Consider the following 11,154-nt stretch of genomic DNA (forward strand, 5'->3'; position numbering starts at 1 on the left):
TAACACGCATCATGGCGAAGGCGAGGCTTCGCCACGAATTTTATAGCCAGTGAGGCACGGAATCGAGAGCCAGCAATTCCTCGTAGGTGCGGCGCGGGCGAATCAAATGATAGCGATCCCCGTCCACGAGCACTTCGGGAATGAGCAGGCGGCTGTTATAGGTGCTGGACAGGACCGCGCCATATGCGCCTGTGGTGCAGACGGCGATCAGATCGCCGGGCGCCGGTTTCGCCACTTCGCGGTCGAGGCCAAGATAGTCGCCGGTTTCGCAGACGGGGCCAACGAAATCGGCGCGGATGCGCGGGGCATCGTCTTTGGGCAGGACAACCGGCTTGATGTCGTGGAACGCGTCATAAAGCGTCGGGCGAATGAGATCGTTCATCGCCGCGTCCACGATGACGAAATTCTTCGCATCGCCTTCCTTGACGAAGATCACTTCGGTCACGAGCAGACCGGCATTGCCGACGATCAGGCGACCCGGCTCGAAAACGGTCTTGAGGCCAAGCGGCTTGATATGCCTGGCGACGATTTCGGCATAGGCCAAGGGCAAGGGCGGCGGCGTATTGTCGGTCCGGTATGGGATGCCCAGCCCCCCGCCACAATCGACGTGACGGATATTGTGGCCATCGGCCTGCAAATCCTTCACCAGTTGCGCCAGCAGCGCAAAGGCGTTGTCGAACGGTTCGAGATCGATGATCTGGCTGCCGATATGCATGTCGATGCCGACCACATCAATACCGGGCAGGCTGGCGGCGCGGGCATAGGCTTCACGTGCCTTGATATGCGGAATGCCGAACTTGTTTTCGGATTTGCCGGTTGAAATCTTGGCGTGCGTCTTTGCGTCCACATCAGGGTTGATGCGGAGCGATACGGGCGCGACCTTGCCTGCCTTGACGGCTCGGGCGGAAAGGATTTCAAGCTCCGGCTCGGATTCGACGTTGAAGCAGTAAATACCGGCGGAAAGCGCGAAATCCATTTCACGCGGCGTCTTGCCGACGCCGGAGAAAACGATCTTGTTCGCCGGTATGCCCGCAGCCAGAGCGCGGCGGATTTCACCTTCCGACACCGTATCGGCTCCGGCGCCGAGCTTCGCCAGCGTTTTCAGGACTGCCAGATTGGAATTGGCCTTCAGCGCATAAGTGACAAGCGTGTCCATTCCGGCAAAGGCTTCGCTGAATACGCGGAAATGGCGCTCGATAGTCGCGCGGGAATAGACATAGAACGGCGTGCCGACCGCCTGAGCGATTTCAGGCAGGCTGACATTTTCGGCGTGAAGAACGCCGTTGTGATACTCAAAATGGTTCACGGGAAGGCCCTGTAGCAGATACTTACAACAGTTTGTCGAGAATGAAAGGCTTGTCTTCCTTCGGTTTCTCGCGCGTGTGGCCCTGTTCGTCGGTGACGACAGCCGCTGGCGGCGGTTCGAGCGGCCCCTTGCGCCCGCAGGCGGAAAGCATTGCTGCCAGAGCGGCGATCAGAAGCACGGAAGAAATGGCGGAGCGGCCTGTCATCAGCTTTGGTTCCCGGAATATGTCTGTGCGGTAGGTCTAACCCAAAATGCCCGAAAGTGAAATCACTCCTTCAGGAGCGATTTCACGGGATGGCAGTGCTTATGCTTTGGCAATGCGCTTTTTCCAGTAGCGGATCTGGCGGCGCACTTCCTGCGGGGCGGTGCCGCCGAAGGACTGGCGGCTCTTCACCGATTTTTCCACCGTCAGATAGCCGAAGATGGCATCGGTTATCCCTGAATGGATCGACTGCAATTCTTCGAGCGTCAGCTTGGCCAGATCGATCTTGCGGCTTTCGGCAAGCGCTACGGCGCGTCCCGTAGCGTGATGCGCCTCGCGGAAAGGCAGACCCAGTTCGCGCACCAGCCAGTCGGCAAGGTCGGTCGCCGTGGAATAGCCCGAACCTGCGGCTTTCTTCATCGCAGCCACATTGATGGTCAGGTCGCGCACCATGCCGGTCATGGCGGCGATAGCCAGTTCCAGATTTTCGGCGGCGTCGAAAACCTGTTCCTTGTCTTCCTGCATGTCCTTGGAATAGGCGAGTGGCAGGCCCTTCATGATCGTCAGTAGCGCCACCAGCGAACCGTTGATGCGGCCTGTCTTGGCGCGCACCAGTTCGGCGGCGTCCGGGTTCTTCTTCTGCGGCATGATCGAGGAGCCGGTCGAAAACGCATCGGAAAGCCGCACGAAATTGAATTGCGGCGTTGACCAGATGACGATTTCTTCCGCCAGACGCGAAAGATGACCGGCGCAAATTGCGGCCAGCGACAGGAATTCCAGCGCATAATCGCGATCCGAAACGCTGTCGAGCGAGTTGCGGGTCGGTTCGCGGAAGCCGAGCGCTTCAGCCGTCATGTGGCGGTCGATGGGAAAGCCGGTGCCGGCAAGGGCTGCGGCGCCCAAGGGCGATTCGTCCATGCGCGCGATGGCGTCACGCACGCGAGAGAGGTCGCGGCCGAACATTTCCACATAGGCCATGCAATGATGGCCGAAGGTGACGGGCTGCGCGGTCTGGAGATGGGTGAAGCCGGGCATGACGGTCGCCGCATGTTCTTCAGCGCGTTCCAGAAAGGCTTCGATCAGGCTCTTGAGCGTCGTGGCGGTCTTTTGCAGTTCCTGCTTGACCCAGAGACGGAAATCCACCGCCACCTGGTCGTTGCGCGAGCGCGCCGTGTGCAGGCGTCCGGCGGCAGCGCCGATCAGGTCGGCCAGCCGCGCCTCGATGTTCATATGAATGTCTTCGAGCTTGCGCGAGAAGGTGAACTTGCCGTCTTCGATCTCCTTGAGGATGGCCTTGAGGCCTTCCTCAATCTTCTTATGATCGTCTGCCGCAATGATGCCTGTCTTTGCGAGCATGGCTGCGTGGGCGAGCGAACCCTGAATGTCCTGCGCATAGAGCTTGCGGTCGAAACCGATCGATGCATTGATCTCTTCCATGATCGCATCGGGCCCTGAGGCAAAACGGCCGCCCCACATCTGGTTGCTTGATTTTGGTTCGCTCATGCTCATATGCCCCGAATGACGATTTGGCGGAATATTGGAAAGAAGTGACGCGAAATGACAGAAGACAACGACAAGGCGAAATCTGAACCTCAGAAGCAATCAGGAAATCGCAAGATCGTCCTTCTTGCCGCCCTTGCCGGTGTTCTTGCCGGTATCGGGGCGGTATACGTGATGGAGCGCCCTTCTGGCAATGTGGTTAGCCAGAATGTTTCTCAGAATGCAACGCAAAGCGAAGAAGCATCGGCCCAGTGCGCGCTGAAAGCAGATGCGCTGAAGGCGCTCGATGCTGCCGCGACCGGGGGGGTGGCGGCCATGCGCGCCGCCGAAAAGCCGATCTCGGTGGCGCATATCGCCTTTACAGGCCCGGACGGTAAGCAAATGACGCTCGGCGACTACAAGGGCAAGACGCTGCTGGTCAATCTCTGGGCGACATGGTGCGCGCCCTGTCGTGAGGAAATGCCTGCCCTTGATAAGCTGGAAGCCGAAAAAGGCGGCAATGATTTCGAAGTCGTGGCGATCAATATCGATACCGGCTCGGACGACAAGCCCAAGGGATTTCTGAATGAGATCGGCATCAAGAACTTGACGCTGCATCGCGACGCTTCCATGTCGAGCTTCAATGAACTGAAGCGCAAGAATCTCGCCTTCGGCCTTCCGGTAACGCTGCTCGTCGACAAGGATGGCTGCCAGATCGCCTCGATGAACGGTCCGGCGGCATGGGATGGACCGGATGCCAAAAAGCTGATCGAAGCGGCCGAAAATCTTTAGCACTCGACAAAGTCGAGAATCAGTGGCTTGCTTCCTTTTCAAGGGAGGGAGCTTTCCATGAGCCTTGAAGTCTGGTTTGCATTTTCCGCCGCGTCCATCGTGCTCCTGGTCATTCCGGGCCCGACCGTTCTGCTCGTCGTTTCCTATGCGCTGGGGCAGGGCTGGAAAGCGGCTTTGCCGATGGCGGCAGGCGTCGCATTGGGCGATTTCACGGCGATGACGCTTTCCATGCTTGGCGTCGGCGCGCTGCTGGCAGCGTCCGCGACCGTTTTCACGCTCGTCAAATGGGCAGGCGCTGCCTATCTCGTCTGGCTTGGCATAAAACTGTTCCGCGCGGGCGGAACGCTTCATGCCAGCGCGCGTTACGACAGTGTGCATCCAGCCCGGATGCTGGTTCATGCCTGGCTTGTGACAGCGCTCAATCCGAAGAGCATCACCTTTTTCGTGGCTTTCCTGCCTCAGTTTCTCAGCCCGCACAGGGATTTTACGACCCAGATGCTCGTTTTCGAAAGCACGTTTCTGGTGTTCGCATTCCTCAATGCCTTTGCCTATGCGCTTCTCGCCACCCGGGCGCGGCGCTTTTTCTCAAGCGAGCGGGCGCTACGCCTCTTCAATCGGGCTGGCGGGTCATTGCTGGTCGGTGCTGGTGTCGTCACCGCTTCGATGCGATCAGCCTGAGACGAAACCGGCACGCTTCAGGCGGACGATGGCGAGATCGAGTGCGGAAAGAAATGCCGAGCGGTCCTTCGGCGAAAAGGGGGCGGGGCCGCCGGTGATTTCGCCAGCGGAACGCAAGCTGTCCATCAGATTGCGTGTTGCAAGCGTATTCCCGATGGTGCTTTGGGTGTGAACGCGTCCGTTCGGAGCGATCACCGAAGCGCCTTTTTCGAGCGAGCGGCTTGCCAGTGGAATATCGGCAGTGATCACGATTGCGCCCGGTCGCGAATTTTCGGCGATCCAGTCGTCGGCCGCATCGAGCCTGTCTGAAACCACGATACGCTCTACCCGCTCCGCATCGCGGGGGATGGCGATGAAGCTGTTGGCGACAAGCATGACCGGCAGATTATGCCGTTCCGCCACCCGATAAATTTCAGCTTTCACCGGACAGGCATCTGCGTCGACAAGAATGCGGATCGTTTCTGGTTTCCTGTTCATGCCGCTTCATAAAATGCGGGCGGCTGTTTGGCAAATTCAACGCTGCGATCAGTTTTATGCGATAGGCGTTTGTTGCGAACCGGTATATGGCGGGCCGACCAAATGAGAGTTCCGCCATGGCTGCCCGCTTTTTCCCCGTAATGTTCGTCCTGCTTTGGGCCACCGGCTTCATTGGAGCGGGGCTTTCCATGCCCTATGCAGAGCCCTTCACCTTCATGGCCGTCCGTTTCTGCGTTGCCGCTGCAATCATGACGCTCTGGGCGCTGGCGAGCAGGGGCGCCTGGCCGAAAGGCAAGGCGCTTCTTCATGCGGCAATTGCCGGATGTCTGATCCATGGCGTCTATCTTTCCGCGCTGTTCTGGGCGGTTCATCATGGTCTTCCTGCCGGCATGTCCGGTCTGGTGGCCGGTCTTCAACCGATGCTGACCACGCTGATCGCCGCCGTCCTTCTGGGCGAAAGGGCGAGCGGGCGGCAATGGTCGGGGCTTCTGATCGGCTTCTGCGGTGTCGCCATGGTGGTATGGCCCAAATTTTCCGCCGGAAGCGGTGTTGATCCTGAAAGTCTGGCAGCGGCGTTTCTGGCGGTCGTGGCGATCAGCACCGGGACGGTCTGGCAGAAGCGGTTCGGCACGGCTGGCGATTTGAAGACCGGCACGGCGGTTCAGTATATTGCCGCCGCGATCTTGACGGCGGTCTGCGCTTTCGCGTTCGAAACGCGCGTGGTGGTCTGGTCGCCACCGCTGATCGTCGCGCTGGTCTGGCTGACGCTTGCGATTTCCATAGGCGCCATCCTGGCGCTTCTGGTCATGATCCGCGAAGGCGCGATGTCGAAAGTGGCGTCGCTCTTCTATCTCGTCCCCGGAGCGGCGGCTATCATGGCCTATCTGATTTTCGGAGAAACGCTGTCGGCCATCCAGATTGCGGGCATGGTCGTGACGACGCTTGGTGTCGCGCTGACTACCTTGCGTCGATAAGCTCCGGCTGCTGTTCGCGCTTGCGAAAATTCATGATCGCCGCATTGATCTCCGCGCCGATGATGAAAATTGCCGACAGCATGTAGAGAAAGACGATTGCCACCATGATCGAGGCAAGGCCCGCATAGGTGCTGACATAGTTGGCGAAGGTTTCCAGATATTTGGCGAAGGCCATGGCGGCGGCAAGCCAGGCGGCGAGCGTAATCAGAATGCCGGGCAGGATGTCGCCGAGGCTGCGCCGTCCGGCCGGTAGCCAGATATGCACCGTGAACAGCGCCAGAACCAGAACCGCCACTGCGATCGTATATCGCCAGAAGGCAATGGTGCCGGTGAATGGCGCGATGTCGGGGAACCATTGTTCGGCAATACGCACGGCAAGCGGCGCCAGAACCAGCAGGAAGCTGATGGCCATCAGGCTGAGCGTTCCCACCAGAACGAAGCCGAGGCTTTGCAGGCGGCAAAAGACGATGGAGCGCTGGTCGGTCACGCGGTAGGCGCGATTGAGCGCAATGCGCAACGCTTCCACGCCGTTGGAGGCAAAATAGGCCGCGGCGATCACGCTGAGGGTCAAAAGCCCGCTGCGCTGCACCGTCAAGACGTTCGTGACCTCGTTGGCGATGGGGCCGGCAATGTTCGACGGCCACATGTCGAAAATGACATGCACTGCCGTATCCGCGAATTCCCTGGTGCCGAGAAAACTCGCAAGCGTCGTCGCAAAGATCAGAAACGGAAACAGCGCCATCAGGCCGGAAAGGGCGATATGGCTGGCGAAGGCCCAGCCATCGTCCGAGCTGAAATGACCGAGCGCATCAGAACCGACCTGACGGAAAAAACGTCCGATTTTTCGCATCCGCAGATTTGCCCTCGAAGCGTTGGCCAGTGTTTCAAGGCCTTAAATCTAGCATCGCGGCAGGGATTGCAAGGCCATTGGCGTTTTAAAGATTTTGCGAATCAAGCACTGTGGTGCAAACGCGGCGGCAGGAAAACGGGAAATGGTACTACCGGATCGAAAGCGGAGCATTCTCATTACCGGCTGTTCGTCCGGCATCGGGGCCTATTGCGCGGAGACGCTGCACGGCCAGGGCTGGCGGGTTTTCGCCACGGCGCGCAAGGAGGGGGACATCGCCGCCCTGCGGGCAAAGGGGCTTGAGGCTTTCTATCTCGACTATACCGAGCCGGAATCGATTGCCGCATTGGCGGACAGTATCCTGTGCCTCACGGACGGTCGGCTCGACGCGCTCTTCAACAATGGCGCTTATGCCCAACCGGGTGCGATAGAGGACCTGCCGGTCGAGGCGCTTCGCGCGCAGTTCGAAGCCAATTTCTTCGGCTGGCACGATCTGACGCGGCGGATCGTTCCGATCATGCGCAGGCAGGGACATGGGCGCATCGTGCATTGTTCCTCGATTCTCGGTCTTGTGCCGATGAAGTGGCGCGGAGCCTATGTGGCGTCGAAATTCGCGCTTGAAGGGTTGATGCTCGCCCAGCGTATGGAGCTGGAAGGCTCCGGCATCGAGGTCTCGCTGATCGAACCCGGCCCCATCGCTTCGCGCTTTACCTATAATGCCGCCGTCCATGCCGAAGCCAGTATCGACATGGAGGCTTCCGTGCACCGCGAGCTTTATCGGCGTCAGATGGCGAAATTGAAAAGCGGTGGCACGAAATCGAAGAACAAGCTTGGACCGGAAGCCGTCTATGCTGTACTGCTTCATGCATTGGAGGCGCCGCGTCCTCGTCCGCATTACGTGGTAACGAGGCCGGCGAAACTTGGGTCTCTCGCGCGGCGTCTGATGCCTGCGCGCTGGCTCTACCGGATGCTGTCCGACCAGTCGTGAGGCAGGAAACAGCACCTATTGGAAGGAAATAGGATGGACGTTCTGTTCAAGGGCGCGGCAATGGTGGCCATGCTTGCCGTGGCCGTCGTGCTGATCATCGGCCTGCGCAACATGATGCGCGGCGGCGATGGCAATTTTTCCAACAAGATGATGCAATTGCGCGTCTTTCTGCAATTCATCGCCGTGCTTCTGATTGTCGGGGCGATCTATTACGCGCGCGTGAAAAACGGTCAGTAAGGCATGGTCAGGCTCAACAAGATCTACACCAAAACCGGCGACAACGGCACGACGGGGCTTGCAAGCGGACCGCGTCGGCTCAAAAGCGACCTGCGTGTGGAAGCCTATGGCACGGTGGACGAGACCAATGCCTGTATCGGTATGGCGCGCATCCATACGGGCGGAGCCGACTATTCCCATGCCGAAATCGACGCAATGCTGGCGCGTATCCAGAACGACCTCTTCGATCTTGGTGCCGATCTGTCCACGCCGGACGACGGCAAACCGCTTTCCTACGAGCCCCTGCGTATCGTCGCTTCTCAGGTATCGCGGGTCGAAGCGGATATCGACCGGCTCAATGCCGATCTCCAGCCCTTGCGCTCATTCATCCTGCCGGGCGGTTCGGCGGCCTCGGCGGCGTTGCACCTTGCGCGCACGGTATCGCGCCGGGCGGAACGGCTGATGGTTGCGCTTGCCCGGAGCGAAGGGGAAACCGTTTCGGCCGAGGCGCTGCAATATATCAATCGCCTCTCCGATTTCCTGTTCGTCGCGTCACGCGCCGTTAATGACAATGGCGCGAAAGATGTGCTTTGGGTGCCGGGGGCTAATCGTTAGTCTTTAGTGTCTGGAACAAAAGCGGCAGACCGGCATGGCGACTTTTGAACAGACACTAAACGCCGCGCTTGTTGCCCCAGATTAGCACATGCAGTTGCGGCAGTACATGCGCCGCGAACCAGCCATCGTGGATCACTTTCTCGACCAGCCATTCCATGCGCCGCATGATGCCGTCGATGTCGATTGCGGCATCATCCGCTTCCGGCGGCGGCGGAGTATGGTTGCCGGGCTGGAGATAGACCGGCAGATGAGGGTGACGCGCTGCCGTCTCTCTGGCAAAAACATAGTCGGCATCGTCGAACACCACGAATTTCAGCACCGTGCGCGGGTTTTGACCTGCCGCCTCGATACAGGCCGCCAATGCGTCGGGGACGGCTTCCATCCCGCTGGATGGCGGCTTGGGGCTGAGCACGAGCGTATCGAGTTGCTGAAACCAGTCCCTGGCGAGCGAGCCCTGTGTTTCGAGCGCGAAACGGTAGCCCTCCGCCTTGCCGCGCTTGATCAGCGGACCCAATGGCTGAATGGCCGGATTGCCGCCCGAAAGTGACACTGTTATCGGCTTTTGACCGGAAAGTGTCGTCACCTCGCGCCAGATTTCCTCGACGCTCATCGGCTTCCAGTCATGCCGAAAACGGCTTTCCACCGCGTACAGGCTGTCGCACCACGCGCAGCGATAATCGCATCCGCCGGTGCGCACAAAGACGGTCGGCTCACCGATCAGCACACCTTCGCCCTGAATGGTCGGGCCGAAAATTTCGCTGATACGGATTTCGGAGCCGCTCATGGCCGGTATTCCGCCCAGGTTTTTGGCGTTTCGCTGACCCGCACGGCAGAAATTTCCGGCCAGCGCGCGCGACACCAGTCAAAGAAATGTTTTGCCAGTGTTTCGGCAGTGGTTTGCTCATGCCCCAGCACGTCGTTGAGGTGCCGATGGTCAAAACAGTCGTCGATATAGCGCTTGAACGGTGCCAATTCGTGATAGTCGCGCACAAAGCCATACCGATTGAGATCGGGCGCGGAGAGTTCCACCTCCACGATATAGTTATGGCCGTGCAGACGCGCGCATTGATGATCGGCGGGCAGACCTGTGAGCTGGTGCGAGGCGGAAAAGTGAAATTCCTTGGTGATGCGAAACATCAGGCATTCCTCGCTTCCGTGGCGGTGCGCCAGAAGTCGGCATCTTCATAGACTGTCGGGTCATCGATCCCCGCAATATGAAAGGCCTCGCGCCGTTCCACGCAGGTACCGCAGCGCCCGCAATGATGCTCTCCGCCCTTGTAGCACGACCAGGTCGCCTCGAAGGGCGTGGCGTGTTTCGCGCCGTCAACGACAATGTCGGCTTTCGTCGCGTGCACATAGGGTGCAAGCAGTTTTATGTTCGCATAACCGTCGAGCGCATGGTTCTGCATGATCTGGAAAGCGTCGATGAAGCCGGGGCGGCAGTCGGGATAGATGAAGTGATCGCCGCCATGAACGGCAAGGGCCACGGCTTCAGCCTTCTGTGCGGCGGCCACGCCGAAGGCAATGGCCAGCATGATGGCGTTGCGGTTCGGCACGACGGTGATCTTCATCGTTTCTTCGGCATAGTGGCCATCGGGTACGTCGAGATCGTCGGTGAGCGCCGACCCGGTCAGGCTGGCGCCGATGTTTCCGATATCGATGACCTGATGCGGAACGCCCAGCCGTTCGGCGCAGGCCCGGGCCGAATCCAGTTCCTTCTTGTGGCGCTGGCCATAATCGAAGGAGAGAAGAGAGGTGAGGTCATGTTCCGCCGCGATCCTGTGTGCGAGCGAAACGGAATCGAGTCCGCCGGAGCAGACGACAAGCGTTTTCATGTTCAGTGTCCTTGTTTTGACCGGGTAGGCTGCGACCGGATATGCAGGTGTTTCCTAAACCAAGGCGCCCGTCTTGTAAACGGCATCGAAACGGGGGCCGGGGTCACACGGCTTTGGAATGACGTCCTGCCAGAATAAACTGATTTTAATCGATATAGCGTCCGGTGCATGATTGACGTGCACGTCAACCGTCATTAGGTTTCGTGCCGGTTCCCGGCGGACAGGCAGCGCATTTGCGTCACGATCCAATCTGCGCCCCAATCTGCGCCGGTGCCGCTTTCATGTCGGATTTTGACATGCGGGTGGGAGTTCACGGCGGCATAGTCGTGCTGCAGAAGTCATTGAAGAGGTAATCGCGGATGAAAGTCCTTGTCGCAGTGAAACGTGTTGTTGATTACAACGTCAAGATCCGTGTTAAGGGGGACGGTTCGGGAGTTGAGCTTTCGAACGTGAAGATGTCGATGAACCCTTTTGACGAGATCGCGGTTGAGGAAGCGATCCGTTTGAAGGAAGCAGGCAAGGTGTCGGAGATCGTGGCGGTTTCCGTTGGCCCGGCGCAGGCGCAGGAAACGCTGCGCACGGCGCTCGCCATGGGTGCGGACCGCGCCATCCTGGTCAAGAGCGACGAGACGGTGGAACCGCTCGGCGTCGCCAAGGTCTTGAAGGGCGTGGTCGATGCGGAAAAGCCCGGCCTCGTCTTCCTCGGCAAGCAGGCGATCGACGATGACAGCAACCAGACCGGCCA

General features: G+C 59.4%; 15 protein-coding genes. 7 read left to right on the forward strand and 8 right to left on the reverse strand.

The window, feature by feature from the left end; translation table 11 throughout:
- Positions 1–40 precede the first annotated feature (40 nt).
- The 3 genes from lysA to argH all read right to left on the reverse strand — a co-directional run bounded on the left by lysA (position 41) and on the right by argH (position 3,011).
- Positions 41–1,306 (reverse strand): diaminopimelate decarboxylase, encoded by a 1,266-nt coding sequence (gene lysA / locus FHS76_RS02160; protein ID WP_183647384.1) that lies wholly within the window; start codon positions 1,304–1,306, stop codon positions 41–43.
- A 22-nt stretch (positions 1,307–1,328) separates the two neighbouring features.
- Positions 1,329–1,511 (reverse strand): LPS translocon maturation chaperone LptM, encoded by a 183-nt coding sequence (gene lptM, locus FHS76_RS02165; RefSeq protein WP_183647387.1) that lies wholly within the window; start codon positions 1,509–1,511, stop codon positions 1,329–1,331.
- Positions 1,512–1,610: 99 nt separating this feature from the next.
- The gene (argH, locus tag FHS76_RS02170; protein WP_183647390.1) at positions 1,611–3,011 is read right to left on the reverse strand and encodes an argininosuccinate lyase; all 1,401 of its coding nucleotides are present in this window, start codon (positions 3,009–3,011) and stop codon (positions 1,611–1,613) included.
- Between the two features lie 54 nt (positions 3,012–3,065).
- On the opposite strand from argH, the gene tlpA reads away from it, so the two are divergent.
- Both tlpA and FHS76_RS02180 read left to right on the forward strand, forming a co-directional pair.
- Positions 3,066–3,779 carry a thiol:disulfide interchange protein TlpA gene (gene tlpA / locus FHS76_RS02175; RefSeq protein WP_183647393.1) on the forward strand — a complete coding sequence of 238 codons (714 nt, stop codon included), beginning with the start codon at positions 3,066–3,068 and terminating at the stop codon, positions 3,777–3,779.
- Positions 3,780–3,836: 57 nt separating this feature from the next.
- Complete coding sequence (locus FHS76_RS02180) at positions 3,837–4,457, forward strand: LysE family translocator (protein ID WP_183647396.1); 621 nt, start codon at positions 3,837–3,839, stop codon at positions 4,455–4,457.
- Here the strand turns inward: FHS76_RS02180 and FHS76_RS02185 are convergent.
- The gene (locus FHS76_RS02185) at positions 4,449–4,934 is read right to left on the reverse strand and encodes a YaiI/YqxD family protein (protein WP_183647400.1); all 486 of its coding nucleotides are present in this window, start codon (positions 4,932–4,934) and stop codon (positions 4,449–4,451) included. The two genes, FHS76_RS02180 and FHS76_RS02185, sit on opposite strands and share 9 nt — an antisense overlap.
- A gap of 116 nt (positions 4,935–5,050) precedes the next feature.
- Here FHS76_RS02185 and FHS76_RS02190 point away from each other — a divergent pair, with 116 nt between their 5' ends.
- Positions 5,051–5,908 carry a DMT family transporter gene (locus tag FHS76_RS02190; protein WP_183647403.1) on the forward strand — a complete coding sequence of 286 codons (858 nt, stop codon included), beginning with the start codon at positions 5,051–5,053 and terminating at the stop codon, positions 5,906–5,908.
- On the opposite strand, the gene FHS76_RS02195 is transcribed toward FHS76_RS02190, so the two are convergent.
- Positions 5,892–6,758, reverse strand: a complete 867-nt coding sequence (locus FHS76_RS02195) for a YihY/virulence factor BrkB family protein (protein ID WP_183647406.1) — start codon at positions 6,756–6,758, stop codon at positions 5,892–5,894. The genes FHS76_RS02190 and FHS76_RS02195 overlap by 17 nt on opposite strands.
- 142 nt (positions 6,759–6,900) lie before the next feature.
- On the opposite strand from FHS76_RS02195, the gene FHS76_RS02200 reads away from it, so the two are divergent.
- From FHS76_RS02200 to FHS76_RS02210, 3 genes are read left to right on the forward strand one after another with little or no spacing between them, the layout of a single operon-like run.
- On the forward strand, positions 6,901–7,743 hold the full coding sequence (locus FHS76_RS02200) for an SDR family oxidoreductase (protein ID WP_183647408.1): 843 nt from the start codon (positions 6,901–6,903) through the stop codon (positions 7,741–7,743).
- A gap of 33 nt (positions 7,744–7,776) precedes the next feature.
- Positions 7,777–7,980 carry a twin transmembrane helix small protein gene (locus FHS76_RS02205; RefSeq protein WP_183647411.1) on the forward strand — a complete coding sequence of 68 codons (204 nt, stop codon included), beginning with the start codon at positions 7,777–7,779 and terminating at the stop codon, positions 7,978–7,980.
- A 3-nt stretch (positions 7,981–7,983) separates the two neighbouring features.
- Positions 7,984–8,574, forward strand: a complete 591-nt coding sequence (locus tag FHS76_RS02210; RefSeq protein WP_183647415.1) for a cob(I)yrinic acid a,c-diamide adenosyltransferase — start codon at positions 7,984–7,986, stop codon at positions 8,572–8,574.
- 55 nt (positions 8,575–8,629) lie between these two features.
- On the opposite strand, the gene queE is transcribed toward FHS76_RS02210, so the two are convergent.
- The 3 genes from queE to queC are packed head-to-tail and all read right to left on the reverse strand — an operon-like array spanning position 8,630 to position 10,409.
- Entirely contained in the window at positions 8,630–9,358 is a 729-nt protein-coding gene (gene queE, locus FHS76_RS02215; protein ID WP_183647417.1) for a 7-carboxy-7-deazaguanine synthase QueE, read from the reverse strand.
- Positions 9,355–9,711 (reverse strand): 6-carboxytetrahydropterin synthase QueD, encoded by a 357-nt coding sequence (gene queD, locus FHS76_RS02220; RefSeq protein WP_183647420.1) that lies wholly within the window; start codon positions 9,709–9,711, stop codon positions 9,355–9,357. The genes queE and queD overlap by 4 nt, the downstream gene beginning before the upstream one ends.
- Entirely contained in the window at positions 9,711–10,409 is a 699-nt protein-coding gene (gene queC / locus FHS76_RS02225; RefSeq protein ID WP_183647424.1) for a 7-cyano-7-deazaguanine synthase QueC, read from the reverse strand. Before queC ends, queD begins: the two co-directional genes overlap by 1 nt.
- Before the next feature lie 359 nt (positions 10,410–10,768).
- Between queC and FHS76_RS02230 the strand changes: the two genes are divergently transcribed.
- A partial coding sequence (locus FHS76_RS02230) for an electron transfer flavoprotein subunit beta/FixA family protein (protein ID WP_183647427.1) occupies positions 10,769–11,154 on the forward strand: 386 nt, incomplete at its 3' end.

The organism is Brucella daejeonensis (assembly GCF_014199265.1).
GTDB lineage: Bacteria > Pseudomonadota > Alphaproteobacteria > Rhizobiales > Rhizobiaceae > Brucella > Brucella daejeonensis.

Excerpts from the sequence above, each read along its gene's own strand:
- lptM (WP_183647387.1), bottom strand. The coding sequence starts at position 1,511 with ATGACAGGCCGCTCCGCCATTTCTTCCGTGCTTCTGATCGCCGCTCTG.
- argH (WP_183647390.1), bottom strand. The coding sequence starts at position 3,011 with ATGAGCGAACCAAAATCAAGCAACCAGATGTGGGGCGGCCGTTTTGCC.
- tlpA (WP_183647393.1), top strand. The coding sequence starts at position 3,066 with ATGACAGAAGACAACGACAAGGCGAAATCTGAACCTCAGAAGCAATCA.
- FHS76_RS02180 (WP_183647396.1), top strand. The coding sequence starts at position 3,837 with ATGAGCCTTGAAGTCTGGTTTGCATTTTCCGCCGCGTCCATCGTGCTC.
- FHS76_RS02185 (WP_183647400.1), bottom strand. The coding sequence starts at position 4,934 with ATGAACAGGAAACCAGAAACGATCCGCATTCTTGTCGACGCAGATGCC.
- FHS76_RS02190 (WP_183647403.1), top strand. The coding sequence starts at position 5,051 with ATGGCTGCCCGCTTTTTCCCCGTAATGTTCGTCCTGCTTTGGGCCACC.
- FHS76_RS02195 (WP_183647406.1), bottom strand. The coding sequence starts at position 6,758 with ATGCGAAAAATCGGACGTTTTTTCCGTCAGGTCGGTTCTGATGCGCTC.
- FHS76_RS02200 (WP_183647408.1), top strand. The coding sequence starts at position 6,901 with ATGGTACTACCGGATCGAAAGCGGAGCATTCTCATTACCGGCTGTTCG.
- FHS76_RS02205 (WP_183647411.1), top strand. The coding sequence starts at position 7,777 with ATGGACGTTCTGTTCAAGGGCGCGGCAATGGTGGCCATGCTTGCCGTG.
- FHS76_RS02210 (WP_183647415.1), top strand. The coding sequence starts at position 7,984 with ATGGTCAGGCTCAACAAGATCTACACCAAAACCGGCGACAACGGCACG.
- queE (WP_183647417.1), bottom strand. The coding sequence starts at position 9,358 with ATGAGCGGCTCCGAAATCCGTATCAGCGAAATTTTCGGCCCGACCATT.
- queD (WP_183647420.1), bottom strand. The coding sequence starts at position 9,711 with ATGTTTCGCATCACCAAGGAATTTCACTTTTCCGCCTCGCACCAGCTC.
- queC (WP_183647424.1), bottom strand. The coding sequence starts at position 10,409 with ATGAAAACGCTTGTCGTCTGCTCCGGCGGACTCGATTCCGTTTCGCTC.